The organism is Microbacterium sp. P5_B6, assembly GCF_056400345.1.
On sequence record NZ_JBFULL010000002.1, the window covers coordinates 421,075 to 447,422 of the forward strand.

29 protein-coding genes and 1 tRNA gene are annotated in these 26,348 nt (G+C 68.5%); 21 read left to right on the forward strand and 9 right to left on the reverse strand.

Annotation, left to right across the window (positions count from 1 at the left end; genetic code table 11):
- The first annotated feature begins 147 nt into the window (after window positions 1-147).
- The 4 genes from AC1DP3_RS03690 to AC1DP3_RS03705 are packed head-to-tail and all read left to right on the forward strand — an operon-like array spanning window position 148 to window position 4,276.
- Window positions 148-933 carry a DeoR/GlpR family DNA-binding transcription regulator gene (locus AC1DP3_RS03690; protein WP_477291394.1) on the forward strand — a complete coding sequence of 262 codons (786 nt, stop codon included), beginning with the start codon at window positions 148-150 and terminating at the stop codon, window positions 931-933.
- A complete protein-coding gene (locus AC1DP3_RS03695) occupies window positions 930-1,877 on the forward strand; it encodes a 1-phosphofructokinase (protein WP_477291396.1) in 948 nt (315 codons plus the stop codon). The genes AC1DP3_RS03690 and AC1DP3_RS03695 overlap by 4 nt, the downstream gene beginning before the upstream one ends.
- A gap of 29 nt (window positions 1,878-1,906) precedes the next feature.
- The gene (locus tag AC1DP3_RS03700) at window positions 1,907-3,958 is read left to right on the forward strand and encodes a PTS fructose transporter subunit IIABC (protein WP_477291398.1); all 2,052 of its coding nucleotides are present in this window, start codon (window positions 1,907-1,909) and stop codon (window positions 3,956-3,958) included.
- Window positions 3,959-4,006: 48 nt separating this feature from the next.
- Complete coding sequence (locus AC1DP3_RS03705; protein WP_477291400.1) at window positions 4,007-4,276, forward strand: HPr family phosphocarrier protein; 270 nt, start codon at window positions 4,007-4,009, stop codon at window positions 4,274-4,276.
- 71 nt (window positions 4,277-4,347) lie between these two features.
- Here AC1DP3_RS03705 and AC1DP3_RS03710 read toward each other — a convergent pair whose 3' ends face one another.
- Window positions 4,348-4,986: an MBL fold metallo-hydrolase gene (locus AC1DP3_RS03710; RefSeq protein ID WP_477291402.1), complete on the reverse strand. Its 639-nt coding sequence runs from the start codon at window positions 4,984-4,986 to the stop codon at window positions 4,348-4,350.
- Window positions 4,987-5,094: 108 nt separating this feature from the next.
- Between AC1DP3_RS03710 and AC1DP3_RS03715 the strand changes: the two genes are divergently transcribed.
- The 3 genes from AC1DP3_RS03715 (at window position 5,095) to AC1DP3_RS03725 (ending at window position 7,529) form a co-directional block, all read left to right on the forward strand.
- A tRNA-Glu gene (locus AC1DP3_RS03715) sits at window positions 5,095-5,167 on the forward strand.
- Between the two features lie 223 nt (window positions 5,168-5,390).
- Entirely contained in the window at window positions 5,391-6,692 is a 1,302-nt protein-coding gene (locus tag AC1DP3_RS03720; RefSeq protein ID WP_477291404.1) for a M20/M25/M40 family metallo-hydrolase, read from the forward strand.
- 9 nt (window positions 6,693-6,701) lie between these two features.
- Entirely contained in the window at window positions 6,702-7,529 is an 828-nt protein-coding gene (locus AC1DP3_RS03725) for an undecaprenyl-diphosphate phosphatase (protein ID WP_477291406.1), read from the forward strand.
- A 101-nt stretch (window positions 7,530-7,630) separates the two neighbouring features.
- Here AC1DP3_RS03725 and AC1DP3_RS03730 read toward each other — a convergent pair whose 3' ends face one another.
- Window positions 7,631-8,500: a PAC2 family protein gene (locus AC1DP3_RS03730; protein ID WP_477291408.1), complete on the reverse strand. Its 870-nt coding sequence runs from the start codon at window positions 8,498-8,500 to the stop codon at window positions 7,631-7,633.
- A 114-nt stretch (window positions 8,501-8,614) separates the two neighbouring features.
- Between AC1DP3_RS03730 and AC1DP3_RS03735 the strand changes: the two genes are divergently transcribed.
- The 9 genes from AC1DP3_RS03735 (at window position 8,615) to lnt (ending at window position 18,565) form a co-directional block, all read left to right on the forward strand.
- Window positions 8,615-9,301, forward strand: coding sequence for an HAD family hydrolase (locus AC1DP3_RS03735; RefSeq protein WP_477291410.1), 687 nt, complete (start codon window positions 8,615-8,617; stop codon window positions 9,299-9,301).
- A complete protein-coding gene (locus AC1DP3_RS03740; RefSeq protein WP_477291412.1) occupies window positions 9,298-10,308 on the forward strand; it encodes a tRNA (adenine-N1)-methyltransferase in 1,011 nt (336 codons plus the stop codon). The genes AC1DP3_RS03735 and AC1DP3_RS03740 overlap by 4 nt, the downstream gene beginning before the upstream one ends.
- A 9-nt stretch (window positions 10,309-10,317) precedes the next feature.
- On the forward strand, window positions 10,318-11,280 hold the full coding sequence (locus AC1DP3_RS03745; RefSeq protein ID WP_477291414.1) for an FKBP-type peptidyl-prolyl cis-trans isomerase: 963 nt from the start codon (window positions 10,318-10,320) through the stop codon (window positions 11,278-11,280).
- A 34-nt stretch (window positions 11,281-11,314) separates the two neighbouring features.
- The gene (locus AC1DP3_RS03750) at window positions 11,315-12,310 is read left to right on the forward strand and encodes a helix-turn-helix transcriptional regulator (RefSeq protein ID WP_477291416.1); all 996 of its coding nucleotides are present in this window, start codon (window positions 11,315-11,317) and stop codon (window positions 12,308-12,310) included.
- Entirely contained in the window at window positions 12,307-13,266 is a 960-nt protein-coding gene (locus AC1DP3_RS03755) for a helix-turn-helix transcriptional regulator (RefSeq protein ID WP_477291418.1), read from the forward strand. The genes AC1DP3_RS03750 and AC1DP3_RS03755 overlap by 4 nt, the downstream gene beginning before the upstream one ends.
- Before the next feature lie 80 nt (window positions 13,267-13,346).
- Window positions 13,347-13,610 (forward strand): Sec-independent protein translocase subunit TatA, encoded by a 264-nt coding sequence (gene tatA, locus AC1DP3_RS03760; RefSeq protein WP_477291420.1) that lies wholly within the window; start codon window positions 13,347-13,349, stop codon window positions 13,608-13,610.
- Between the two features lie 36 nt (window positions 13,611-13,646).
- On the forward strand, window positions 13,647-14,405 hold the full coding sequence (tatC, locus tag AC1DP3_RS03765) for a twin-arginine translocase subunit TatC (RefSeq protein WP_477291871.1): 759 nt from the start codon (window positions 13,647-13,649) through the stop codon (window positions 14,403-14,405).
- The gene (locus AC1DP3_RS03770; protein ID WP_477291422.1) at window positions 14,402-16,903 is read left to right on the forward strand and encodes a DEAD/DEAH box helicase; all 2,502 of its coding nucleotides are present in this window, start codon (window positions 14,402-14,404) and stop codon (window positions 16,901-16,903) included. The genes tatC and AC1DP3_RS03770 overlap by 4 nt, the downstream gene beginning before the upstream one ends.
- A gap of 57 nt (window positions 16,904-16,960) precedes the next feature.
- Window positions 16,961-18,565, forward strand: coding sequence for an apolipoprotein N-acyltransferase (gene lnt, locus AC1DP3_RS03775; protein WP_477291424.1), 1,605 nt, complete (start codon window positions 16,961-16,963; stop codon window positions 18,563-18,565).
- Window positions 18,566-18,571: 6 nt separating this feature from the next.
- Here lnt and AC1DP3_RS03780 read toward each other — a convergent pair whose 3' ends face one another.
- From AC1DP3_RS03780 to AC1DP3_RS03795, 4 genes are all read right to left on the reverse strand, one after another.
- A complete protein-coding gene (locus AC1DP3_RS03780; protein WP_477291425.1) occupies window positions 18,572-18,955 on the reverse strand; it encodes an RNA polymerase-binding protein RbpA in 384 nt (127 codons plus the stop codon).
- A gap of 136 nt (window positions 18,956-19,091) precedes the next feature.
- Window positions 19,092-19,868, reverse strand: a complete 777-nt coding sequence (locus AC1DP3_RS03785; RefSeq protein ID WP_477291427.1) for a glycerophosphodiester phosphodiesterase family protein — start codon at window positions 19,866-19,868, stop codon at window positions 19,092-19,094.
- The gene (locus AC1DP3_RS03790; RefSeq protein WP_477291429.1) at window positions 19,865-20,881 is read right to left on the reverse strand and encodes an SPFH domain-containing protein; all 1,017 of its coding nucleotides are present in this window, start codon (window positions 20,879-20,881) and stop codon (window positions 19,865-19,867) included. The genes AC1DP3_RS03785 and AC1DP3_RS03790 overlap by 4 nt, the downstream gene beginning before the upstream one ends.
- Window positions 20,878-21,348 carry an NfeD family protein gene (locus AC1DP3_RS03795; protein ID WP_477291431.1) on the reverse strand — a complete coding sequence of 157 codons (471 nt, stop codon included), beginning with the start codon at window positions 21,346-21,348 and terminating at the stop codon, window positions 20,878-20,880. Before AC1DP3_RS03795 ends, AC1DP3_RS03790 begins: the two co-directional genes overlap by 4 nt.
- A gap of 154 nt (window positions 21,349-21,502) precedes the next feature.
- Here AC1DP3_RS03795 and AC1DP3_RS03800 point away from each other — a divergent pair, with 154 nt between their 5' ends.
- Window positions 21,503-22,276 carry an SDR family oxidoreductase gene (locus AC1DP3_RS03800; protein WP_477291433.1) on the forward strand — a complete coding sequence of 258 codons (774 nt, stop codon included), beginning with the start codon at window positions 21,503-21,505 and terminating at the stop codon, window positions 22,274-22,276.
- Between the two features lie 66 nt (window positions 22,277-22,342).
- Here AC1DP3_RS03800 and AC1DP3_RS03805 read toward each other — a convergent pair whose 3' ends face one another.
- Window positions 22,343-22,900: a DUF308 domain-containing protein gene (locus AC1DP3_RS03805; RefSeq protein WP_477291435.1), complete on the reverse strand. Its 558-nt coding sequence runs from the start codon at window positions 22,898-22,900 to the stop codon at window positions 22,343-22,345.
- Between the two features lie 119 nt (window positions 22,901-23,019).
- Window positions 23,020-23,940, reverse strand: coding sequence for an AEC family transporter (locus AC1DP3_RS03810; RefSeq protein ID WP_477291437.1), 921 nt, complete (start codon window positions 23,938-23,940; stop codon window positions 23,020-23,022).
- 160 nt (window positions 23,941-24,100) lie between these two features.
- Here AC1DP3_RS03810 and AC1DP3_RS03815 point away from each other — a divergent pair, with 160 nt between their 5' ends.
- The 4 genes from AC1DP3_RS03815 to AC1DP3_RS03830 all read left to right on the forward strand — a co-directional run bounded on the left by AC1DP3_RS03815 (window position 24,101) and on the right by AC1DP3_RS03830 (window position 25,975).
- Complete coding sequence (locus tag AC1DP3_RS03815; protein ID WP_477291439.1) at window positions 24,101-24,694, forward strand: sulfite oxidase-like oxidoreductase; 594 nt, start codon at window positions 24,101-24,103, stop codon at window positions 24,692-24,694.
- Window positions 24,691-25,431: a ferredoxin reductase gene (locus tag AC1DP3_RS03820; RefSeq protein WP_477291440.1), complete on the forward strand. Its 741-nt coding sequence runs from the start codon at window positions 24,691-24,693 to the stop codon at window positions 25,429-25,431. Before AC1DP3_RS03815 ends, AC1DP3_RS03820 begins: the two co-directional genes overlap by 4 nt.
- Complete coding sequence (locus AC1DP3_RS03825; RefSeq protein WP_477291441.1) at window positions 25,431-25,697, forward strand: DUF6510 family protein; 267 nt, start codon at window positions 25,431-25,433, stop codon at window positions 25,695-25,697. Before AC1DP3_RS03820 ends, AC1DP3_RS03825 begins: the two co-directional genes overlap by 1 nt.
- Window positions 25,698-25,825: 128 nt before the next feature.
- Entirely contained in the window at window positions 25,826-25,975 is a 150-nt protein-coding gene (locus AC1DP3_RS03830; protein ID WP_477291443.1) for a hypothetical protein, read from the forward strand.
- Window positions 25,976-26,072: 97 nt separating this feature from the next.
- On the opposite strand, the gene AC1DP3_RS03835 is transcribed toward AC1DP3_RS03830, so the two are convergent.
- Window positions 26,073-26,336, reverse strand: a complete 264-nt coding sequence (locus tag AC1DP3_RS03835) for a DUF6458 family protein (protein WP_477291445.1) — start codon at window positions 26,334-26,336, stop codon at window positions 26,073-26,075.
- Window positions 26,337-26,348 lie beyond the last annotated feature (12 nt).

Here is a 26,348-nt window from a genome sequence, read left to right on the forward strand (position 1 = left end):
CCCCCCACTTCTTCTTGTTCACCGGTTGGCCGCGCTCTGAAACGGTCCTGCTCCATCTCACCGGTGTGAATCTGCGTTTCTGTTGGTATGGCTTGTTATAGCTGTATATCTGTTGTACTGTGTGAAGACCTTGACGATGAGGACCACATGTACGCAACGGAGCGACAAGCTCACATCACCCGGCACCTCGCCGAGCGCGGCCGCGTATCGGTCGTGGCCCTCGCCGATGACCTCGGGGTCACCACAGAGACGATCCGTCGCGACCTGGACTCCCTCGAGCAGGTCGGGGCACTGCGTCGTGTGCACGGGGGAGCGGTGCCCCTCCGCTCCGGCGCCATCGCCGAGCCATCCATCGCGGAACGCATGTCGGTCAACGCCGATGCCAAGCAGCGCGTCGCGCGTCGGGCTCTGGATGTCATCACCGATGGGTACCGCGGTGCCGTCGTCTTCGATGCAGGTTCCACCGTGGGCGCGGTTGCTGCAGCGCTGGGCGACCGAGTCGCCGTGACCGGCGCACAGCTTGACGTCGTGACACACGCCGTGCCTGTCGCTCACACGCTATCGCTCCTCAGCGATGTCGAGCTGACGGTTCTCGGCGGACAGGTGCGCGGCCTGACCGCGGCCGCCGTGGGCCCGGCGACCCTGACTGCGCTCGACTCACTGCGCCCCGACCTGGCATTCATCGGCACGAACGGCGTCACCGCAGAGTTCGGCCTCAGCACTCCGGATCCCGCCGAGGCCGCGGTGAAGGCCGCCATCGTCCGGGCGGCGCGGCGGACGGTGCTGGTCGCAGATCAGGCCAAGTTCGGCGTCGAGTCGTTCGTGAGATTCGCACAGCTGGGCGACATCGACATCCTCGTGACGGATGCCGCACCCGGCGGAGAACTCGCGGCGGCACTCGCCGACGCTGATGTGGAGGTCTGGACCGCATGATCGTCACTCTCACCGCCAACCCGTCACTCGACCGCACGATCACCCTCGCCGAGCCCCTGGCGCCCGGCGAAGTGCAGGCGGCGACATCCGCTCGCGAGGATGCGGGCGGAAAGGGCATCAATGTCGCCCGGGTCGTCGCCGCGGCCGGCGCCCGATCGCTCGCCGTCCTGCCCCTCGCCGTCGATGATCCGTTCGACATCGCCCTGCGTGCGACCACCGTCGCCGCCCGGCGCGTCGCGATCACCGGCCACGCGCGGGCGAACGTCACGATCACCGACCCGAGCGGCGTCACCACAAAGCTCAATCTCCCCGGGGCCGAGCTGGCTCCCGCCGACGTCCAGGCGATCATCGACGCCGTCGTCGAGGCCTGCGCGGGAGCGCGGTGGCTCGCTCTGGCCGGGTCGCTCCCACCCGGCGCCGGCACCGGCTTCTACGTCGACGTCATCCGAGCGGTGCGTGCCCGATGGACGACGGATGGTCCGCTCATCGCCGTCGACACCTCCGGCGCCGCCCTGGCTGCCGTGGTAGCCGAAGGGCGTCCCGACCTGATCAAGCCCAACGACGAAGAGCTCGCCGAGCTCGCGTCCGTCGCACTCGAAGCCGGCGACGACCTCGCCACCGCCGTCCTGCCCCTCGCGCGCACCCTCGTGCCGAATGGAGTCGGAGCTGCGCTCGTGACACTCGGCGCGCACGGCGCGGTCCTCGTCACGGCCGGCGGCGCATGGGCCGGCATCCCTCCTCGCATCCGCGTGGCCAGCACCGTGGGTGCCGGCGACAGTTCGCTCGCGGGCTACCTGCTCGCCGACCTCGATGGAGCAGCGCCCGACGAGCGCCTGCGCCGATCGATCCGATACGGCGCCGCTGCGGCATCCCTCCCGGGAACGCAAGCGCCGTCACCCGCTGACCTCCCGGTCGGCGATGTCCACATCCGAACACTCGCCTGAATCCGCATATCACCCACCTGGAGGTCATCGTGTCCCAGACCATCACCCCGGAGCTCGTCAGCATCGACGTCGGGCTCGGCAGCGACAAGGCTGCCGTCATCCGAGCGCTCGCCCAGCGCGTCGTCGCGCAGGGCCGCGCCACCGACGCTGAGGCGCTGTACGCCGACGCATGGGCCCGCGAGCAGAAGGATGAGACGGGACTCCCCGGCGGCATCGCGATCCCGCACGCCAAGAGCGCCGCCGTCACCGTCCCCTCTCTCGCCTTCGCCCGCCTGCTCCCGGGCGTCGACTTCGGCGCCCCCGACGGACCGGCCGACCTGGTCTTCCTCATCGCGGCACCCGACAATGCGGCCGAAGCGCACCTCGCCGTGCTGTCCAAGCTCGCCCGCAGTCTCATGCAGGACGACTTCACGTCGGGGCTGCGCGCCGCCTCGACGCCCGATGACGTCGTCGCGATCGTGCGCAATGCGATCGGAGAAGGGGATGCCTCGGCTCCGCTCGCCCCCGCGGATGCGGCCGCGGCCGTCCCGGCTGCGTCCGCATCCGCGGCATCGGGTCTGACCGTCGACGGCCGCCCCGCGCGGATCGTCGCGGTCACCGCGTGTGCCACGGGTATCGCCCACACATTCATGGCCGCGGATGCGCTGACTGCTCAGGGTAAGAAGCTCGGCGTCGACCTCACGGTCGAGCCGCAGGGATCGAGCGGCTACAAGGCGATCCCGCAGAGCGTCATCGACGAGGCCGATGCCGTGATCTTCGCGACCGACGTCGATGTGCGCGAACAGCAGCGGTTCTCAGGCAAGCCGGTCGTGCGGTCGAACGTGAAGCGCGGCATCGAACAGCCGAACGAGATGATCCACGAGGCTGTCGCCGCCGCCAACGACCCGCAGTCTGCTCGCGTCACCGCCTCTGCGGCCGCGGCCGCGTCTTCAACGAGCGACGCCAACGTCGGCTGGGGCGCGCGCATTCAGCGCATCCTGCTGACAGGCGTCAGCTACATGATCCCCTTCGTCGCGGGCGGCGGTCTTCTGATCGCGCTCGGCTTCCTTCTCGGCGGCTACAACGTCACCGAGGACGCGAGCACGGTCATCGTCAACAATGCGCTCTGGGATCTTCCGGCGGGTGGTCTCGGACAGTACCTCGGCTCGGTGGCGTTCATGATCGGGGCCACCTCGATGAACTTCCTCGTACCCGCTCTCGCCGGCTACATCGCCTTCGCGATCGCCGACCGGCCGGGAATCGCGCCGGGCTTCGTCGCCGGCGCCGTGGCGGTGCTGATGAGTTCCGGCTTCATCGGCGGCATCGCCGGAGGCCTGATGGCGGGTTTCGTGGCTCTCTGGTTCGCCAAGCTCGACGTGCCGCGCTGGCTGCGTGGACTCATGCCCGTGGTCATCATCCCGCTGATCGCCTCGATCGTCGCGTCCGGCATCCTGATCCTGTTCCTCGGCCGCCCGATCGCCACGCTCATGGCTTCGCTGAACACGTGGCTGAACGATCTGGCCGCGACCGGCCTCATCGTCGTGGTGGGGGTCATCCTCGGAATCATGATGTGCTTCGACCTGGGCGGGCCGATCAACAAGGTGGCGTACGCCTTCGCGGTCGCCGGCCTCGCCGCCGGCTCGGACGCGAACCAGACGCCGTACCTCATCATGTCGGCCGTGATGTGCGCGGGGATGGTCCCGCCGCTCGCCATGGCGCTCGCCTCCACCGTGATGGCCCGCAACCTGTTCCCGCCGGTCGAGCGTGAAAACGGCAAGGCGGCGTGGCTGCTCGGTGCGGCGTTCATCAGCGAGGGCGCCATCCCGTTCGCCGCAGCCGATCCGCTGCGCGTCATCCCGGCGTGCATGGCAGGCGGTGCGGTGACCGGCGGTCTCAGCATGGCGTTCGGTGTGACCTCCCTCGCCCCGCACGGCGGAATCTTCGTTCTGTTCGCGATCAACCCGATCTGGGGCTTCCTCGTGGCGCTCGTGGCCGGCACCGTCGTGACGGCGCTTGTCGTGATCGCGCTGAAGCGCTGGGTCGGTCGCAAGGAGCTCGAGGCTGCGGAGGCGCCGTTCGAACCCGTGGCCGTCCTGGCCTGATACCGGCATAATCGGACTCGCATCCACGCATTCAGACAAGGAGCTCTCATGGCAGAACGCCAAGCCACCATCGCCAGCAGTTCAGGACTGCACGCCCGCCCAGCCAAGCTGTTCGTGCAGGCGGTCCAGGAGAAGAAGATCCCTGTCACGATCGCCGTGGAGGGCGGCCCCGACCTGAACGCGGGGAGCATCCTCTCGCTCATGGGCCTGGGTGCCGGCCACGGAACCGTCGTGACGCTCAAGTCCGACGCCGATGGTGCCGACCAGGCTCTCGACGAACTGGCCGCACTGCTCGAGACGGATCTCGACGCACAGTAGCCACCAGACGACGGATGCCGCGGACCTCTCAGGTCCGCGGCATCCGTCGTCTCCCGATGAGCGGGCTGTGATCAGATGTCCGTTGCGTCGCCCGGGTCCAGCGCGAGGAACTCGCCGCCGCCCTGCTCGACGGCCCAGGTGATCCGAGCCCTCGCCATGTCTCGTCCGATGACAGAGAGCGTCATGTCGTGGGTGCCGAACGCCTGCTGGGGCGCGACGGCCAGGACGAAGTCCATCGCTTCGCCGATCTTGAGCCAGGGCGCCCCGATGGGCGCCGCGAGCAGCTTGACGTCCACTCCCTCGGGGATGGCGTACGAATCGCCCGGATAGTAGAACTGGCCGTTGACGAGCACCCCGACGTTGTCGACGACGGGGAGAGACTCGTGGATGACGGCATGCTTCCCGCCGAAGAACTCGAGCGCGAAAGGCTCTGCGCTCACGGACTCGCCGGGCGAGACCACGGTGATGTCGTAGCCGGGCGCCGCCTGCGCGACGCCGGCCGGAGCGTAGATCGGAATCCCTTCGGCGTGACTGAGGATGCGGTCGAGGTGGTCGGGCGTCCAGTGATCGGGATGCTCGTGGGTGATCACCACGGCGACGACCGTGCCGAGGTCACTGAGAGGGAGGGTGAACGACCCGGGATCGATCACGAGCTTTCCGCCGTCGATCTCGAGTGTGAGCGCAGCGTGCTCGAATTTGGTGACTCGCATGCGTCGAGTCAATGCCCCCGCCGGGGCTCCGGACAAGGGGAGAATCCCGTTCCTGCCTCGATTTGGTTCAGGTGTGAGGCCCATGGCATAATTGAACGGTTGTCTTCCGGCCCCATCGTATAGCGGCCTAGTACGCCGCCCTCTCACGGCGGTAACGCGGGTTCGAATCCCGCTGGGGTCACAACATGAAAAGAGCCGGTCCGCCAGGACCGGCTCTTTTCATGTTCCGGCGGCAGCTGGCTCTTCGAACTGGCCCGCGGCGGTCCCGCATCGCAGAGGCTCCGCGCGACGCGCAGCGGCGCGTGGAGGGGCGATGTGGCCGAATCCCGCTGCCGTCACCGACCATGTCACCGGGTGACTCGACCGAAACAGAGCGGCAACCTCTGACCGGTAAGTTGTTCCGCATGCCTTCGCCCGAATACGACCTGCCCGAGGTCGTCCAGATCGCGCGCGACCTCATCCGTTTCGACACGACCAACTATGGTGGCGGCCGGGCCAAGGGAGAGCGCGAGGCCGCCGAGTTCGTCGGTGCCTACCTCGAGTCGCTCGGGCTCGCGCCGCAGTTCTACGAGCCGATCCCGCGCCGCACGAACGTGGTCGCCCGCGTACCCGGTCGGAACCGCGACAAGCCCGCGCTCGTGGTGCACGGACATCTGGACGTCGTTCCCGCGATCGCCGAGGACTGGAGCGTCGACCCGTTCGCCGGGGAGATCCACGACGGGATGCTGTGGGGCCGGGGCGCCGTCGACATGAAGGACATGGATGCCATGATCCTCGCCTCGGTGGCCGACCTCCTGCGCGCGGGAGAGCAGCCCGAGCGGGACCTCGTGCTCGCCTTCTTCGCCGATGAGGAGAACGGCGGCGTCGAAGGCTCGGCCCTGGTCGTCCGCGATCGTCCCGAATGGTTCGAGGGCGCTTCCGAGGCCATCAGCGAAGTCGGCGGCTACTCGATCGCCGCGGACGGCCGCCGTGCGTATCTGCTGCAGGTGGGAGAGAAGGCCCTCATCTGGATCCGGCTCGTGGCGCGGGGCCGCGCCGGCCACGGCAGCAGCCTCCATCCCCACAATGCGGTCACCCGCCTCGCCGAGGCGGTGGCGGCGCTCGGGCGCACCCAGTGGCCGGTCCGTCTCACCGACACGACTCGAGCACTGCTGGACGGACTCGCGTCGCTCACGGGTGGGGATGCTGCCAACCCGGACGCCCTCGCCGGCACGGCCGGCCCGGCATCCGGGTTCATCCGCTCGACTCTGCGCACCACGACGAATCCCACCGGGCTCACCGCCGGCTACAAGCACAACGTGATCCCCGATCGCGCCGAGGCGCTGATCGACGTCCGCGCTCTGCCCGGCACTGAGGACGCCGTGCTCGCCGACATCCGCGCCATCGTCGGCGATGACGTCGACGTGCAGATCGTCCATCAGGACATCGGTCTGGAGGTGCCCTTCGCGGGCGACCTGGTCGAGTCGATGGTCGCAGCTCTCGGGCGTCACGACCCCGGCGTGCCCGTCATTCCGTATCTCCTCGGGGGAGGCACCGACAACAAGGCGCTGTCGACTCTCGGCATCGCGGGGTACGGCTTCGCACCACTGCGGCTGCCGGCCGACCTGGACTTCACGGGCATGTTCCACGGAGTCGACGAGCGAGTGCCCGTCGACGCGCTCCTGTTCGGCCAGACCGTCCTCACCGACCTCCTCCGCACCTACTGAAAGGCGCCGATGCAGCTCCTCGAAGCGATCATCCTGGGCCTCGTCCAGGGCCTCACCGAATTCCTCCCCGTCTCCTCGAGTGCACATCTGCGCATCCTCGGCGAGTTCCTCCCGGGCGCTCAGGACCCCGGTGCGGCCTTCACCGCGATCACGCAGCTGGGCACGGAGGCAGCCGTGGTGCTCTTCTTCTGGCGCGACATCGTGCGCATCGTCTCGCATTGGTTCCGCGCGCTGTTCGGCAGGATTCCGCGCAACGATCCGGATGCGAAGCTCGGCTGGCTGATCATCATCGGCAGCATCCCGATCGTGGTCCTCGGACTGCTCTTCCAGGATCAGATCGAGACGACGTTCCGCTCGCTGTGGCTGATCGCGGGCACACTCATCGTCTTCGGGATCCTGCTCGGCGTCGCGGACTGGGTGGGTGCGAAGCGCCGCAAGATGACCGATCTCACGGTGCCTCACGGCATCCTCTACGGTCTCGCCCAGGCGCTCGCGCTCATCCCGGGCGTCTCACGCTCGGGCGGCACGATCACCATGGGCCTGTTCCTCGGCTACGAGAGAGCCGCGGCCGCCCGCTACGCCTTCCTCCTCGCGATTCCCGCCGTCTTCGGCAGCGGCCTCTATCAGCTCTTCAAGAGCCTCGACGAGCCGAGCGTCTACTCACTCGGGGAGACGGCCGTCGCGACCGCCGTCGCATTCCTGGTGGGGCTCGGCATCATCGCGTTCCTCATGAACTGGATCTCGAAGCACAGCTTCCTGCCGTTCGTGATCTACCGGCTGTTCCTGGGTGGCGCGCTGATCGTCCTGCTGAGCCTGGGCATCCTGCAGCCCTACTGAATCGGCGGTGCCGGGTCGGGGCCGGGATGCCGCTGCCGACCGGGCATGCCGGCTCCTCGCGCCGACCCGAGGTTCCGCGAGCGAGGCTCTACGACGTGGGGTCAGCGGCGAGGCTCGTCGCGACCGGGCTTGGTCGGGCCGTCGTTGCTTCCGCCCCGACGGAGGTATCGCTCGAACTCCTGCGCGATCGCGTCGCCGGACGCTTCGGGGGAGTCCCACGTGTCGCGCGTGCGCTCGAGCTGGCGGATGTACTCCGTCATCTCCTCGTCGTCTGCCGCCGCCGCGTCGATGGAGGCCTCCCACGCCGCGGCTTCTGTGGCCAGGTCGCCGCGATCGATCTTGGCGCCGGTCAGATCCTCGAGGCGGTCGAGGAGCGCGAGGGTCGCCTTGGGTGACGGGGTGTGGCCGGCGACGTAGTGCGGAACACTCGCCCAGAGGCTTGCTGCGGGGATTCCGGCAGCGTCGGCGGCATGGGACAGCACGCTCAGGATGCCGACGGGCCCCTCGTACGTGCTCCGCTCCAGGCTGAGCGCCGTGCGCAGCTGCTCGTTCTCGCTGCCCGAGAAGATCGAGATCGGGCGCGTGTGAGGAACGTCCGACATCATCGAGCCGAGGGCGACGAAGCCGGTGACATCCTCGCGGAGCGCGACGTCCAGGAACTCGCCGGCGAACGCCTGCCAGGCGCGTGCCGGCTCGACCCCCGTGAGCAGCCAGAGCTGGGTGCCGCGGGTCGCCCGTGTGGGACGAAGGATCGTCGCCTCCGGCCAGCGAAGGGCGCGGGTCCCGTCGCCGTCCGTGGAGATCTGCGGCCGCGTGTACTGGTAGTCGAAGTACAGCTCGGGATCGATCGAGAAGACCGGCTTGTACTCGCCGCTCTCGCGCAGCTGGGAGATCGCGGACGAGGCAGCCTCGCCCGCATCATTCCAGCCGTCGAATGCGGCAACGAGCACTCGGCGTCCCAGTCCGTCCACGCAGCCTCCTCCACCCCTGCGGGGTTTCCTCCAGAATAGGCGTCCGGGGCCCGCACGGCGCCGCCCTGAGTTCGGCGCGGCGGCCCACCGAGGGCGCCTCGGTAGCATGGTCCAGTGAATGCGCCCCTTCCCTCCGCTGTCCTCTGGGACATGGACGGCACCCTGGTCGACACCGAGCCGTACTGGATGGCCGCAGAGACACCGCTCGTGGAGCGCTTCGGCGGCACCTGGTCGCACGAGCAGGCGCTGGGTCTTGTGGGCCTGGGCCTCGAGGACTCCGCCCGCATCTTCCAGAACGCCGGCGTCCGGATGGGGATCACCGACATCGTCGACCACCTCACGGACGACGTGATGGACCAGCTCGCGACGAAGGGCGTCCCCTTCCGGGCCGGTGCCCGCGAGCTTCTCACGAGCCTTCGGGATGCCGGCATCAAGACGGCCCTCGTGACCATGTCGCTGCGGCGGATGGCCGACTCGGTGGTCGACCTCATCGACTTCGACGCGTTCGACGTCGTGATCGCGGGAGACGATGCCACCCGCCCCAAGCCCTTCCCCGACCCGTATCTGCAGGCCTGCGCCGCACTCGGCGTCGACCCGGCGGACTGCGTCGCCATCGAGGACTCGCCGAACGGCCTGCGCTCCGCCGTCGCCTCCGGCGCATCGGTGATCGGCGTGCCGCTCATGGTCTCCGTCGCGGGGGCGGGCGCGCACGTCATCTGGCCCAGTCTCGAAGGTCGCACCGCGCTGGACGTCGCGGAGTTCCACCAATCACACGTCCAGCGACGGGAGTCGGTCCGATGACATCGCCACGGCCAAGCGGGCCCTTCCGGATCGGGGATCGAGTCCAGCTCACCGGGCCCAAGGGCCGCCTGCACACCATCACTCTGCGGGGTGACGGAGAGCTGCACACCCACCACGGTGTCCTCAAGCACACCGAGCTGATCGGCCAGCCCGACGGCTCGGTGGTCACCAACAGCGGCGGCCACGAGTACCTCGCACTCCGCCCGCTCCTTCGCGACTTCGTGATGTCCATGCCACGCGGCGCCGCGATCGTGTATCCGAAGGATGCCGCGCAGATCCTCGCGGAGGCTGACATCTTCCCCGGAGCCGTCGTGGTCGAGGCGGGCGTCGGCTCGGGCGCGCTGTCGCTATGGCTGCTCCGTGCGATCGGACGAGACGGACGGCTGGTCTCCTTCGAGCGTCGCTCCGACTTCGCCGATGTCGCGCGCGCCAACGTCGAGACGTTCCTCGGTGAGCAGCCCGAGAACTGGGAGGTGGTCGTCGGGGACCTCGGCGAAGCGCTGCCGGACGCCGTGGCTCCGGCATCCGTCGATCGTGTCGTCCTGGACATGCTCGCCCCCTGGGAGTGCATGGAGGTCGTGGCCGATGCGCTGGCGCCGGGTGGAGTCGTCCTCTGCTACGTCGCCACCGCCACGCAGCTCAGCCGGGTCGCCGAGTACATCCGCGGCACCGGGCTGTTCACCGAGCCCGAAGCGAACGAGACGATGGTCCGCGGCTGGCATGTCGAGGGGCTCGCCGTCCGACCGGATCACCGCATGGTCGCCCACACCGGGTTCCTCATCTGGGCTCGGCGGCTGGCGCCCGGCGCCATCGCCCCCGAGCAGAAGCGGCGTGCGTCCAAGACGAGCTATGGCGACGAGGACGTCGAAGTATGGACGCCGGGTGCGGTCGGGGATCGGCAGATCACCGACAAGAACCTGCGCAAGCGCGTCCGCGAAGCCCAGCGCGCCGCCGACGGGGCACGCGAGGCCGCCGGTCGGACGGGTGAGCCGGACGCTTCCGCCTAGACTGTTCCGGTGCGCAAGATCCCCGCTGTTCTCGCCGTCCTCGGGCTCGCTGCAGTCGGTCTCGCCGGCTGCTCGCTGCCGGCCGGTTACGACGACTGCTCCCGTCCAGCCTCCGATACGGCGGCGACCGATCTGGTGACGGTCTCGGGCGACTTCGGCAGTGCGCCCGAGGTCACCGTTCGCACGCCCTTCCACGTCGACAGCACCTCGTTCGCAGATCTCGAGGTCGGCTCGGGCCCGGCTCTGTCCGCATCCAATCAGGCTCTCGTGCTGGATCTGCAGGTCATCAGCGGTGAGACCGGCGAGGCCTTGTACTCGTCGTCGTACGACGGGGATCTGTCTCGAGTCTCGACAACCGCAGCCTGGGCGCAATCGGTGCCGGCGTTCGAGTCGGCCCTCAAGTGCGCCACGGAGGGCAGCCGCGTCGTGGTCGCCCTCGAGCCGGGCGGCATCCAGCCCGAAGCCGCCGCCAGTCTGGGACTCGCCGAGGACGAATCCGCGGTCGCGGTCGTCGACCTGCAGAAGGTGTACCTTCCTCGCGCGCAGGGCTCGCTGGTGTACAACGACGCGCTCGGCCTCCCGACGGTCGTCCGGGCTCCGGACGGACGGCCCGGCATCATCGTGCCGGACGCCTCCGCGCCGAGCAAGCTCGTGGTCCAGACGCTGATCAAGGGCGAGGGACCCGAAGTGACCGGCGATGTGCCCGTGCGCGTCCACTACACCGGCGTGACGTGGGCCGACCACGAGGTGTTCGACAGCTCGTGGGACAGCCAGCCGGCCTCCCTGTCGCTGGACTCCGTCGTTCCCGGATTCGCCGAGGCCGTCAAGGGCGCGACCGTGGGCTCGCAGCTGCTCGTCGTGATCCCGCCGGACCTCGGCTACGGCGACACGGAGAAGGCCGGCATCCCTGCAGGGTCGACGCTCGTGTTCGTGATCGACGTTCTCGGGCTGGATCAGGCGCCGACCGGCTGAGTCTCGTGCGGCCGGGCGACCCTAGGATGAGGGAGTGCCCGCCAAAGCCCTGCCCCGCAACCCTCCGGAGGAGCGGCTCGTCAACCTCGTGGTCGCCCTCATGGCGACCGAGCAGGGGCTGACGAAGGACACGATTCTCACGTCCGTCTCGGGCTACCGCGAGCAGAGCGAGGCGGGCGCCAAGAAGGACGCCCTCGAGAAGATGTTCGAGCGCGACAAGGAGAACCTCCGCGCCCTCGGCGTTCCCATCGAGACGATCGGCGACCGGCTGGACCCGGACGATCTTCGCGAGGCGCGCTACCGCGTTCCGACGGCCGAGTACGAGCTGCCCGACGACATCGAGTTCACCCCGGCCGAGCTCGCCCTGCTGAACCTCGCCGGTGGCGTGTGGAGCGAAAGCTCGATGTCGGCCGAGGCTCGCAGCGGGCTTCGGAAGATCCGCGCCCTCGGCATCGCGGTGGACGACCCGATCATCGGCTACTCGCCGCGCATCAGCCTGCGCGAGCCGTCGTTCGCCACCCTCCAGCAGGCGATCGAGCAGAGCCACGTCGTGACGTTCCCCTATCTCAAGCCGGGCGACGACGTGCCCCGCACCCGACGGGTGCAGCCGCTCGCGCTCATCGAGTACGAAGCGCGCTGGCACGTCTTCGGAGTCGACCTCGGCGTGGGCGCGGACCGCACGTTCCTGCTCTCTCGCATCGTCGGGGATGTCGTCGTGACCCGCCAGAGCTTCGACCCGTCGCTGCGCGACGGAGCAGGGGATCGTGCCCTCGTGGGGCTGGAGGAGCTCGCCGAGCGGCAGCTCGCCCTTCTCGAGGTCAATCCGGGCACGGAGGCCGCACTCCGCCTCAGCCGCCGTGCCCGGCCGGCGCCGCAGGGCATCCGCGTGCCGTATGTCGATGTGCAGGTCTTCGCGGGTGAGCTGGCTTCCTACGGACCCGAGGTGCGCGTGGTGGAGCCCCAGACGCTGCGGGCCGAGGTCATCGCCCGGCTGGGCGCCGCACTCGCGCTGCACGGAGGTGCCCAGTGAACACCCGGCGGCCGCTCATCGCCACGGATCGCGCTGCGATCATGCTCCAGCTCGTGCCCTACCTGATCGGAAAGGGCGAGGTCTCGCTCACCGAGGCCGCCGCCGAGTTCGACGTCACTCCCGAGCAGATGCGGCAGATGGTCGAGAAGCTGACCGTCATCGGGCTGCCCGGAGACGCCGGCTTCTGGCAGATGCCGAACGAGCTCTTCGACATCAACTGGGATCTGCTGGACGAGCAGGGCGTGATCGCGATCACGAACTCGGTCGGGCTCGAGCGGTCGCCGCGGCTGACGGCGCGCGAGGCCGCGGCTCTGCTCGCCGGGCTTCAGCTCGCGCGGACCATTCCCGGCGTCGGCGACACGGCGCTGTTCGCCGGCCTCCTCGCGAAGCTTTCGCGGGGGGCGTCGGCCACGCCGCCTGAGGTGATCGTCGCATCCGAGCCGGTCGACGAGGTCCGCACCGCCGTCGCCGAGGCGCTCCGCGAGCGGGTCGCCGTGTCGTTCACCTACAAGGCACCGGATGCCGCCCCCACCACCCGCACGGTCGACCCGGTGAAGGTGCAGATCGCGAACGGGCAGTGGTACCTCCAGGGATGGTGCCATCTCCGGCTCGCGATGCGCACCTTCCACCTCGATCGGGTCAGCGACATGCGGCTGACCGGCATCCCGACCTCTCACGGGGCCGAACCCGTTCCCGACTGGTTCCAGGACGGGGAGGACGTCGTGGTGCGGGTGCGCTTCCCCGAGTCCGTCGCGCCGCTGCTCGGCGAGTACCTGGACCGGGCATCCATCGACACGCAGGACGGTGTCTCCACGGCGACGATGCGGGTGGCTGATGAACTGAGCCTGCGCCGGCTCGCGACGCGGCGCGGGGGCGTGCTGGAGATCATCGAGCCCGAGGGCGCCCGGCTGGCGGCCGCCGAATGGGCAGCGGCGGGGCTCGCGCAGTACCAGTGAGGGCGCCCGTCTGCCGTACTCCCCGGACCCGGCGGGCTTAGGATAGATCCACCTACACCCTGACTTACGGAGAGTGCATCATGCTCGGCAACCTGAACGGCTGGCACCTTCTCATCCTGCTCGCCGTCATCCTGCTCCTGTTCGGGGCGGCGAAGCTTCCGGCGCTCGCGAAGAGCGTGGGCCAGTCCGCGCGTGTCTTCAAGGGTGAGATGAAGGCGATGAAAGACGAAGACGAGCAGGCCAACGCGAACGGTGCCGCTACGACGACATCCTCGCCCGCCGCTGAGACTTCGGCCACGGCATCATCGACGGCGCCCTCGGACACCGTCGAACCCAAGCCCTAGGCTGTGGCCACGGCCGGCCCGCCCCGCGACAAGCGGATGTCGCTGGCTCATCATCTGATCGAGCTTCGCCGGCGTCTGATGATCGCCGCGCTGGCGCTTGTCATCGGCATGGTGGTCGCCTTCTTCATCACCGGTCCGATCATCGAGCTGCTGACCACGCCCATCCGCGACATCGCCCAGGAAGAGGGGCGTGAGTTCGTCCAGCTGAACTTCGACACGATCACCGGCGGGTTCGACATGCGGATGCGGATCGCTTTCGCGATCGGGCTCCTCATCTCGGCGCCGATCTGGATGTGGCAGATCTGGGCGTTCATCATGCCCGGACTCACCCGCAAGGAGGTCCGCTACACCTGGGGGTTCCTCGGAGCCGCGATCCCACTGTTCTTCGCCGGATGCTTCGTCGGGCTCATGATCCTGCCGCACGTCATCGAGCTGATGGCGCAGTTCGTGCCGACCGGGATGGCCCAGTTCTACCGGTACGACTACTACTACGACTTCGTCTTCAAGTTCCTCATCGTCATCGGCGTCGCCTTCGTCCTCCCGGTCTTCCTCGTCGCGCTGAATCTCGCCGGAATCATGTCCGGTCGTGCGATCCTCAAAGGCTGGCGCGTCGCAATCCTCATCGCGACCGCCTTCGCGGCCCTCGCCACCCCCGCAGCGGACATCACCTCCATGCTCCTTCTCGCGGGCATCATGGTTGTCCTCTATTTCCTCGCGGCCGGCCTGTCGGTGCTCTTCGACCGGCGCCGTGCGAAGCGGGAATCGTCGCTGGCACTGGGTGGGGCCCAGGCGTGATCGAGCCGAGTCCGGCCGAGCGGTACTCCCGGGCCCGCGAGGACCGCGCGCATCCCATCACCGCCGACTTCGCGGCATCGCAGCGCTTCGAACTGGATCCCTTCCAGCTGGCCGGATGCCGGTCTCTCGAGGAGGGGCGCAGCGTGCTCGTGGCCGCCCCCACGGGTGCCGGCAAGACGATCGTGGGCGAGTTCGCGATCCACCTGGCGATGCGCGAGCCAGTCGAAGGCGGGCATCCCGCGAAGGCGTTCTACACGACCCCCATGAAGGCACTGTCGAACCAGAAGTTCCGCGAGCTCGTCGAGATCTACGGCGCAGACGATGTGGGTCTCCTCACCGGTGACACGAACATCAACGGCAACGCCCGGGTGGTCGTCATGACGACCGAGGTGCTGCGCAACATGCTCTATGCGGGGTCCTCGGCGCTGCGCGGCCTCCGGTACGTCGTGATGGACGAGGTGCACTACCTCGCCGACCGCTTCCGCGGCGCCGTCTGGGAGGAAGTCATCATCCACCTTCCGTCCGACGTACGCCTCGTGTCGCTCTCTGCCACGGTGTCCAATGCGGAGGAGTTCGGCGATTGGCTGGACACGGTGCGCGGAGACACCGACGTCATCGTCTCGGAGATCCGGCCCGTACCGCTCGAGCAGCATGTGCTGGTGCGAGGCGACATCCTGCCCCTCTTCGACGATCGAGCCGGCATAGCCACGGCCCAGGTCAACCAGGAGCTCATGCGCATCCGCTCGTTCAAGGGTCCGACGTACGAGGGCAATCGGCGGGCGCAGTCGATGAACAGCGCCGCAGCGAGAGGTCATGAGGCTCCTCGTCGACGCCCCGGCAAGGGCGGCACCCGGCCCGTCCGATCGGCGAACGTGCAGCGGATCGAGAGGCTCGACCGTCCGGAGGTCGTGGAGCTGCTCGAGCGGGGAAACCTGCTGCCCGCGATCTTCTTCATCTTCAGCCGCGCGGGGTGCGACGCCGCTGTGCAGCAGGTCCGCAGGTCCGGCATCCGGCTGACCACCCATGAGGAGCGCCTGGAGATCCGGGCGACGGTCGAGGATCGCACCCGCACGCTGCTCGACGAGGACCTCGCGGTGCTCGGGTACTGGGAGTGGCTCGACAACCTCCAGCGCGGCGTCGCGGCGCACCATGCGGGGCTCCTTCCTGCGTTCAAGGAGGTCGTGGAGGACCTCTTCCAGCGGAAGCTCGTGAAGGTCGTCTTCGCCACCGAGACGCTGGCGCTCGGCATCAACATGCCGGCACGCACCGTCGTCCTCGAGAAGCTCGAGAAGTTCAACGGCGAAGCGCGCGTCGCCATCACCTCCGGGGAGTACACCCAGATCACCGGCCGGGCAGGTCGCCGAGGAATCGACGTCGAGGGCCACGCGGTGATCCAGTGGACCGAGGGACTCGATCCGCAGGCGGTCGCCGCACTCGCCTCACGTCGCACCTATCCGCTCAACTCGAGCTTCCGCCCCACCTACAACATGGCGGTCAACCTCATCGATCAGTTCGGCCGGGGGAGGGCGCGCGAGATCCTCGAATCGTCGTTCGCCCAGTTCCAGGCCGACCGTGCGGTGGTGGGCTTGGCCCGGCAGGTGCGCGAGCAGGAGGAGTCGCTGGCGGGGTACGAGCGGGCGATGACCTGCGACCGCGGGGACTTCCCCGAGTACTCCCGGATCCGCCGCGAGCTCAGCGACCTCGAGAAGACCAATCGCAAGGACGCGAACGCATCGCGTGCGACCCGCGACCAGCGGCAGCGCCAGATCGCCTCGCTCCGAAAGAGGATGCAGCGGCATCCGTGTCATCAGTGCCCCGACCGCGAGGACCACGCGCGATGGGCTGAGCGCTACTGGCGCCTCAAGCGCACGGTGGACGGCTTGCGACGCCAGATCGATAACCGCACCGGCACCGTCGCGCGGATCTTCGACCGGGTCGTCGACGTGCTGGGCGAGCTCGACTACGTCGCGGTGGACGACGAGGGCACCACCACCCTCACCGCCGAGGGGCGCACCATGCGTCGCATCTACGGCGAACGGGACCTGCTCGTGGCCGAGTCCCTGCGCACAGGCATCTGGAAGGACCTGGATCCCGCCTCCCTCGCGGCGCTCGCGTCCTGTCTCGTGTACGAGCCGCGTCGTGACGAAGCGGACCCCGGGGAGCACCGACTTCCGCGTGGGCCGTTCCGTGCAGCCCTCGCCGAGACTCAGGATCTCTGGCTGCGTCTCGATGACCTCGAGCGCGACCACAGCCTTCCGGGCACGGAGCCCGTCGCGACAGGCCTCGCCCAGGCGATGCATTCGTGGGCGCGCGGCGCGGCCCTGGACCGTGTGCTGCTCGAAGCCGACATGGCAGCCGGGGATTTCGTTCGCTGGGTGAAGCAGACCATCGATCTGCTCGATCAGCTCTCGCTGGTCGCCGAGCCTGCGGTCGGCACGGTTGCTCGCCGGGCGCTGGACGCCGTGCGGCGGGGCATCGTCTCATACTCGTCGGTCTGACCTTCCCCCGCGCCCCGCGAGGCACGCAGTCCGCCCTGCGGGCTTTAGGCTCGATTCGTGCCCGCCGCTCCCGTTCCTCCCGAGCCCGTGCGCCCGATCCTTCCGCTCTGGGCTGCGGTGGTCGCTTCGGCTGCCGGCGGCCTCGTGCTGACGACGGCGTTCCCTGCGCTGGCATGGTGGCCGGCGGTCTTCGCGGCCGTGCCGCTCGCGCTCGTCGGTCTCGTCGGGCGCCGCAGCTGGTCTGCACTGCTCGTCGGCTTCGCGTTCGGGGCCGCCTTCTTCTTCGTGAACCTGTCGTTCACGGCGCGCTACCTCGGCCCCGTGCCGTGGATCGCGCTGTCCACGCTCGAGGCGGCGCTCACCGCCGTCTTCAGCATTCCCATCGCCCTCGCCTACCGCTGGCTGCCCCGCGTGCTGCCCGACCTGTGGGGGCGTCTGCTCGTGCTCCCGGCGGTCGTGGCGGGGCTGTGGGCGCTTCGCGAAGAGATCCTGGGGACCTTCCCGTATGGGGGCTATCCCTGGGGAAGGCTGGGGGTCACGCAGTCCAGCAGTCCTCTGGCCGACGCGGTGTCGTGGGTCGGCATTTCGGGACTGTCCTTCCTTCTCGTCTTCGTCTGCGCGGCGGCGATGGAGTACGTGCGCGCCCGACGTCTCCGGGACTGGCGAGCGGCTCTGCCCGCCCTGATCGCCGCCCTCGTCCTGGTGGTGACGCCGCAGTTCTCGACGACGGATGCCGGAAGCATCCGAGTCGGCGCCGTCCAGGGAAACGGCCCCGCAGGCTATTTCGACGACCGCGGGCCGAATGACATCCTCCGAGCCCAGTTGGAGGCGACCAAGCCGCTCCTGGACGAAGACATGGACGTGCTTCTCTGGCCGGAGGGCGGAATCGACTCGGATCCCACGACCAACGACGGCACGGCGGCGGTGCTCGACTCGCTCGGCGCGCGCATCGGCGCTCCACTGCTCGTGAGCGCGGTGACGCAGCGAGGCGATGAGTACTTCAACTCGTCGCTGCTGTGGGAGCAGGGCGCCGACAATCCGGTCGACACGTACGACAAGCGGCATCCCGTGCCCTTCGGAGAGTACGTCCCGGACCGGTGGCTCTACCGCAACTTCGCGCCGGACCTGATCGACCTCATCCAGCGCGAATACACGCCGGGGACGTCGTCGCCGATGTTCGACGTGGACGGCGTCGGCGTGGGCCTCGCCATCTGCTTCGACGTGATCTACGACGACGTGATCTGGGAGGGCGCGCGGGAGGGCGCCGAGGTCTACATGTTCCAGACGAACAACGCGGACTTCCGCGGGACCGACGAGAATCTCCAGCAGCTGGCCTTCGCCCGCATGCGGGCGGTCGAGACCGGTCGTTCGGTGGTCAACCTCTCCACGGTCGGAACGAGCCAGGTCATCGCCCCCGACGGGTCGACGATCGACGGGCTTCCTGCTGACGAAGCCGGGCACATGCTGTCCGATGTCCCTCTTCGAACGGGGCTGACGCCCGCCGTCACGCTCGGTCCGTGGATCAAGCTGCTCCTCGCGTGGGGGAGCCTCCTGGCGCTGGCGGTGTTCGGCGCGCTGGTCGCGGTACGCCGGCGTCGGGATGCGGCAGCACACACGAAGACGCCGGCCCCCGAAGGGACCGGCGTCTCAGAGAATGCGTGATGCGCGTCAGGCGCTCATCTTGTCGGCGCTGACTTCTTCGCCCGCACCGCGGCGTCCGCGGATGTAGGCGAGGCGCTCCTCGAGGAGCTCTTCGAGCTCAGGGAGCGTACGCCGCTCGAGCAGCATGTCCCAGTGGGAACGCGGAACCTTGTCGCCACTGTGGTCGACGGTCGCCGTCCCCTCGCCGATGCGCAGGAGCGCTTCGGAGCCGCAGGTGCGGCATTCCCAGGAATCGGGAACCTCTGCGTCGGCCGCGAAGGCCAATGTGGTGTCACGTCCACAAGCCGTGCACGTGTATGTGTGATGTGCGCGTTCATGGAACACGACGCCCTCTTCGCTTTGTAGGCTCTGGGCGCCGAGTCGAATGCCGCGCAGGCTGCGGTCTGCCATTTCGGGTCCTCTCGTCGCTATTCAGGTCTAACGAAGCGACCTGGACATCTCATCCGAAGAACGGCTGTTTGCCAGCCATTCACGGCCAATGCACAGGTGAGACTCCGTCTCGTTGGACGTGGGACTCGAGATCCCGCTAGCGGAGCACGGCGAGAGCGAGATCAGCCCTGTCGGTCACGATGCCGTCCACACCGAGCGCGACGAGGCGGGTCATGTCGGCGGTGTCATTGATGGTCCAGACGTGCACTTCGACGCCCGCGGCGTGCGCGTACTCGATGAAGCGGGGGGTCACGATCCGCAGCCTGCCCTGGCGCTCAGGCACCTGCACAGCGTCGATGTCGCCCAGGACCCGGAGGGCGAGCGGACGCGACCGCACAGAGACGGCACCGAGGAGCCGGGTGATGGTCGCCGTCCCTGCAGAGGTCGCCGGCCGGACGCCTGAGCCGGTGCGGGCGGCCGCCTGGAGGGCCGCTCGGCGTCGATCGTCGGAGAAGCTCGTCAGCAGCACCCGCGCCCCGTGTGGAGCCACCAGGCGCCCGACGGCCTGCGCAGCACCGGCCGCCTTCACGTCGAGGTTGAAGCGCACATCGGGAAACGAGTGCAGCGCCTGCTCGAGCGTGATGAGCCCGCCATGGTCGCGCATGAGCATCTCGAGGTCGCGCAGGATCACCTCGTCGACGCGGCGCGGGTCGCCGGTCACGCGTCGAAGATCCTCATCGTGGAACAGGACGACGACGCCGTCACGCGTCAGGTGGCAGTCCGACTCGACATAGGTGGCGCCGGCAGCGTGAGCCGCCGCGATGGCCGCGAGCGAGTTCTCCGCGATGTGCCGCCGGCCGGCATTTGTCGGGACCAGCCCCCGGTGCGCCAGTACTCGAGGAGTCGCGACGCCGGCGAACCAGGGATGCGTCATGCCGTCGGGGGCAGCTCCGAAGCAGGAGCAGCAGGACCGCCAGAAGCCGCCGGGGCGATCGAACCAGTGGTGTTGTCCGACGTGGGGGAGCCGGCATCCGCTCGCTTCGCCGCGTCGGCGAGGGAGCCCGCGAAGGCGCCGCTCACGCCCTTGAGCGCCTCGGTGAACTCGCTCGGGATGATCCACAGCTTGCTCGAGGGGCTGTCGCTGATCTTCGGGAGCGTCTGCAGGTACTGGTAGGCGAGCAGTTTCGGGTCTGCATTGCCGACGTGGATCGCGCGGAAGACGGTCTCGATCGCCTCCGCCTCACCCTGGGCCCTGAGCACCGCCGCCTGCTTGTCACCCTCGGCCTTGAGGATCTCAGCCTGTCGCTGACCCTCCGCGGTGAGGATCGCGGACTGCTTCGTGCCTTCGGCGGTGAGGATCAGGGCGCGACGGTCGCGCTCGGCGCGCATCTGCTTCTCCATCGAGTCCTGGATGCTGTGCGGCGGGTCGATCGCCTTCAGCTCGACGCGGCCGACCCGTACGCCCCACTTGCCCGTGGCTTCGTCGAGGACGACGCGCAGCTGCCCGTTGATGTTGTCGCGGCTGGTGAGCGCCTCTTCGAGGTTGAGGCTGCCGACCACGTTGCGCAGTGTCGTCGTGGTGAGCTGCTCGACCGCGCCGAGGTAGTTCGCGATCTCGTATGTCGCAGCGCGGGCATCCGTGACCTGGAAGTAGACGACGGTGTCGATCGAGACGACCAGGTTGTCCTCGGTGATCACCGGCTGCGGGGGAAACGAGACCACCTGCTCGCGCATGTCGATCAACGGGCGCAGGCGGTCGATGAACGGGACCAGCAGGTTCAGGCCGGGGGTGAGCGTCTTGTGGTACCGGCCGAGGCGCTCCACCACGCCGGCGCTCGCCTGCGGGATGATGCGCACCGAGCGGACGATGACGACGAAGACGAAGATCAGGACCGCGAGCGCGAGGACCCACCCGATGGCGGCGGGGACGATCTCTTCGGGGGTCATGCAGTCTCCTCTGAAGCGGGCCTGACGTAGGCGGTCGCGCCGTCGATGCGACTGACGCGGACAGGGACTCCTGGTTCGATGGCACCGGATGCTTCGGCCCGAGCGGTCCAGATGTCGCCGTTCGCGAGCTTCACCTGACCGGCTTCGGTCGAGACGGTGGACAGGACGCGCCCGGACAGGCCGACGAGGGCGGCCATGTTGCTGGGCGTGGGGTCTTCCCCGCGGTGCAGCCGGCGCAGCAAGGGCGGCCGGAGGACCAGCACGAGCACCGCCGCCACGACCGCGGCGATCACGACCTGAAGCCAGAGCGGGGCGCCGAGGAGTCCTGACGCCAGGCCTGCCACACTGCCGATGCTCAGCATCAGGAAGGTGAAGTCGAGGGTCAGCATCTCGACCACGAGGAATACGAGGATCAGCACCAGCCAGCCGATCCATGCCCAATCTTCGAGCGTCTGGATGAACTCCACGGTGTGCCTCCTTGCTCGAACCTATCACGCGTGCACCCGCCTGGATCGGGTACGCGACGGGGGCGATTGGTAGGGTCGATGACGTGCCGCGCGCCTTCGCGCGGCGGCCGCGGCATCCGCTGATCGGCACCATCGCAACCCTTTGGGAAACCACGTGTCCGAACCCCTCACGCCCCTTTCTCCCGGCACGCTCGTCGGCAAGACCTCCCTCGTCACCGGCTCGTCGCGCGGCATCGGCGCCGACACCGTGCGCTACCTCGCGCAGGCGGGTGCGAACGTCGTCATCAACTACCGCAATAAGGCTCCCCGTGCCGAGAAGCTCGCCACCGAGCTGCGCGGACTGGGTGTCGAGGCGCTGGTCGTGGGCGCGGACCTCACGGACGCAGAGTCGGTGGAGGCGATGTTCGACGAGGTGAAGCGGGCGTTCGGCCGGCTGGACGTGCTCGTCCTGAACGCGTCCGGCGGCATGGAGTCCGGCATGGCTGAGGACTACGCGCTGCAGCTCAACCGCGACGCCCAGGTGCGGGTCCTCGAGACGGCGCTTCCCCTGCTCGGAGAAGGATCGCGGGTCGTCTTCGTGACGAGCCACCAGGCCCACTTCATCCGCACGACGCCGACGATGCCCGAGTATGTGCCCGTGGCGCTGTCGAAGCGCGCCGGCGAGGACGCTCTGCGCGAGCGCATCCCGGAGCTCACCGAGCGCGGCATCGAGTTCGTCGTGGTCTCGGGCGACATGATCGAGGGCACCATCACGGCCACGCTGCTCGAGCGCGCGAATCCGGGCGCCCTCGCCTCCCGACGTGAGGACGCGGGGAAGCTCTACAACGTCTCGGAGTTCGCTGCCGAGGTCGCCCTCGCCGCGGTCGAGCCGATCCCCGCTGACAACACCCGCCTCGTCGGCGACACGGGGTCGTTCGGCGGCGAGTGACCGGCTCCACGACCAAGAGGAACGGCCCCGGGTGCGAACCCGGGGCCGTTCCTCTTCACGCATCGATCAGAAGTCGCGTCCCGAGAACTTGAAGGCGCGGACGATCTGGATGATACCCAGCACGATGAGCAGGATGCCCAGCAGCCACCACAGGACCACGGCGCCGAGGAGCGGGGTGACCACGAGGTAGACACCGGCGATGATGCTGATGATCGCGAAGAAGATCGTCCAGCCCTTCGACGCGGCGTCGCCGAGCGTCGAGAGCGAGACGATGCCCTCGACGATCCAGAGGATACCGACGAGGATGCCGACGAAGACCGCCAGCCAGGCGGTCGCCTGCTGGAGGTTGAACAGCGCGACGATGCCACCCGCGATGAAGATGAGGCCGAGGACGATGTGGCCGAGACGCGCCCAGCCGCCCTTCGCCTTGGAGAAGATGCCGAGGCCCGCGTAGACCAGACCGCCGACGATCGCGTAGATGGCGATGACGATGGTGACGAATGCGGCGGAGCCCTGCGGCTGCCAGAGGATGAGGAGACCGGCGAGGATGGAGAGGACGCCGCCCACGCCGAAGGCGGTGCGTACGCCGTTGATGGCCGATTTCTCGGCAGCTGATCCGGACATGAGAGCCCTTTCTGAGTGTTTCCTGGGAAGGTCCCGCCTAGCCTAACGCGCTGGAGCATCGTCGCCTTGCAATGCGACGGTGCGTCCGCCCCCTTGTGTCGCTCAGCGTCGCGCGGCTGTCAGCCGAGGACCAGCGTCGCCAGCAGCAGGATGGGCACGCAGCCGATCGTGGTGAGGAAGACGGTGTCTCGCGAGATCGTCTCGCCCACGCCGTATCGCTGCGAGTAGTTGAAGACGTTCTGGGCCGTCGGCAGCGCTGCGAGTACGACGACGACCAGCACGTCGTGGGGCGGCAGCCCGAACACGAACTCTGCGACCGCCCAGGCGACGAGCGGCATGACCACCAGCTTCAGCACTGTCGCCAGTGTGATGTCGCGTCGCCGCCCCGACGATCCGAGCACCCGCTGCCCGTGCAGCGAGATGCCGTACGAGATCAGCAGGACGGGAACGCAGGCGTTGGCGATGAGCTGCGCCGGCTGGAGCACGACGGGCGGCAGTTCGATCCCCGACACCGAGACGATCGTGCCGAGCACCGATCCGACGACGATCGGATTCGTCAGCGTCCGCCCGAGGGCTCGCCAGATCGACGTCTTGCCCGCGGTGATCGCCTCGAGGATCGTCATCGAGATGGGCGTGAACACGAGCAGCTGCATGAGGATCACGGGCGCCGGGTAAGCGGCCGACCCGAGCAGGTAGAGCGACAGTGGGATGCCGATGTTGTTGGAGTTGACCTGACCTGCCGAGAGCGCTCCGATGACAATGTCGCCGACCGGCCGCTTCCAGACGAACCGTGCCACCAGTGCGAAGACGGCGATGACCGATACCGCGGCGATCGCCGAGACCGGCAGCATCGCGGAGAAGAGCATCCGCACATCCGCCTGCCCCAGAACGACGAAGAGCAGGAAGGGTGAGAGCACGAAGAACGTCAGGCGCGCCAGCACAGGCCGCGCGTGCTCACCCAGCAGATCGGTGCGCCCGATGATCCAGCCGAGCAGGATGGCCACCCCGACGACCGCGAACCCGGTGAGCGCCTCGATCATGCGCGAGACGGGCTGCCGTGGTGCGGGGTCACCATCCCAGGCTATCGGCGGTGGCCTGCCCGAACGGCGATCCCCGAGGCCAGAGGTCGCGCAGGGGGAGCGGCATCGCTAGCCTGGGGGCGTCGGCGGGATGTCGCCCGCTCGGGTGCGAGGAGCGTTCATGGCAGTGTTCTCCCGCGGTTTCGGCGCTCGGCGTCGCGAGTCAGACGCGCGCCTTCCGCCAGGACAGTACCTGACCGAGGACTTCCCCGTGCTGTCGGCCGGCCCCACTCCCGCAATCGAGCCGGGGGAGTGGCGGTTCACGATCCGATCCGGCGAAGGCGTGGACCGGTCGTGGACGTGGGAGGAATTCATGGCGCTTCCGCAGGAGGAGGTCGCCACCGACATCCACTGTGTGACGCGGTGGACGAAGCTCGGCACCTCGTGGCGCGGTGTGTCGCTCGACACCCTTTTCGAGGGCATCGACCCGAGCGTCGAGTACGCGATGGCGCACTCCTACGGCGGCTACACCACCAACATCCCGCTCGAAGATCTGCTCGGCGGAAAGGCATGGGTGGCCTTCGAGTTCGACGGCGAGCCGCTCGACCCCGAGCACGGTGGTCCCGCCCGTCTGCTGGTGCCCCACCTCTATTTCTGGAAGAGCGCGAAATGGGTCAGGGCACTCGTCCTCCACGAGCACGACGATCCCGGGTTCTGGGAGCAGAACGGCTATCACCTGCACGGAGATCCATGGACCGAGGAGCGCTACTGGTGACGACGCAGGCCTCCAGCCGCGTCGTCTGGCGAGACGCCCAGGTCGTCGAAGCGATCGCGGCGACTCCGAGGTCTCGCATCCTCCGGCTTTCGGCACCGGGTTGGCCCGGCAGTCTGCCGGGGCAGCACGTCGACGTGCGCCTCACGGCGGAAGACGGCTATCAGGCCGTCCGCTCGTATTCGATCGGCCTCGCAGGAGAGGGCGACACGATCGAGCTCGGCGTCGACGAGGTGCCGGATGGCGAGGTCTCGCCCTACCTGGTGCATGACGTCGCGCCTGGTGACGCGCTGGAGGTGCTCGGCCCGCTCGGCGGATACTTCGTGTGGCGCCAGGACGATCCCTCACCGGTTCAGCTCATCGCCGGAGGCTCGGGCGTCGTGCCGCTCCGTGCGATGGCGCGGGCGCGGGTCGACGCGGCGACATCTCAGCCGTTCCGCCTGCTGATCTCCGTGAAGACGGCCGAAGACGCGATATATCGCGATGAGTTGGAAGAACTCACCGCGGACGGGGGAGTCGCCGTGACCTGGGCGTTCACCCGATCGGCCCCGAATGGCTGGTCGGGCCAGGTCGGCAGGGTCACCGCAGAGATACTGGATGCCGCCGTGCTGCCGGTCGCCGATGACCCGACCGTCTTTGTGTGCGGGCCGACGAGGTTTGTGGAGTTCGTCACGGATCTTCTCGTCGCACGCGGCCATCCGACCGGCCGGATCAAGACCGAGCGATTCGGAGGCGCCTGATGCGCGCGCATGTCGAGCACGTCGATGGGAACGCCCTGGCGGGGATCCTCGCCGAGTTCATGAGCACGGATGCCGCGACGCTGCGCATCACGTGCCGGCACTGCGGTCAGCACGGCGACCTGGCAGAGGTCGCCGTCGAGCGGGACGATGCCGGATCCATCCTGCGCTGCCGAGGCTGCGAGCGGACGCTCCTGGTGATCCTGCGGGATGCATCAGGCGGCATTCGTCTGCGGTTCGAGGGAACAGCCGAGATCTCGTCCCGCTGAGCGCATGGCTAATCGCCGATAATGCACATTATGTCAACTCGCCTTTCTGCCTCCGCCCCCGACAAGCGCCTGTGGCGATGGAATCGGCAGGCGTAGCGTAAGCATCACGGGTGTCACGAGGAGTCGAAATGCCTGACGAGAGCACACGTCCGATGGGTCCGTGGGGAAAGTTCGTGGCGCTCTTCCTCGGGGTTCCGCCGCTTGCCGTCTACGCCGCCGAAATGGACGACGACGAGGATGACGAATCACGCCCCACCGAGCAGCCATCGACGCAATGATCTGATGGTGTGGCCGCGGCGCGCTGACATACACGAAGGCCGGCGCAGCGCGGTCTGGAAGCCGCTGCGCCGACCTTCGACGTGAGGAGTCCTGGCGTCAGAGCCCGGCGGTGTCGTCCGGCGTGACGGTGGACTGGCGGGTCACGCGCTCGTTGCCCGTCGGGTCCACCGCTGTGCGGGTGACCGTGTCCGAGCGGCGGCGGCGGGCCAGCAGCACGATTCCGATGATGGTGATGATCACGCCGGCGCCCATCAGGATGTACCCGACGAGAGCGAGGTTCACCCAGTCCAGCTGCACGTTCAGCGCGAACGCCAGGATGGCGCCGACAACTATGAGGAGTATTCCGCCACCGATGCTCATGCGAGGTTCCTT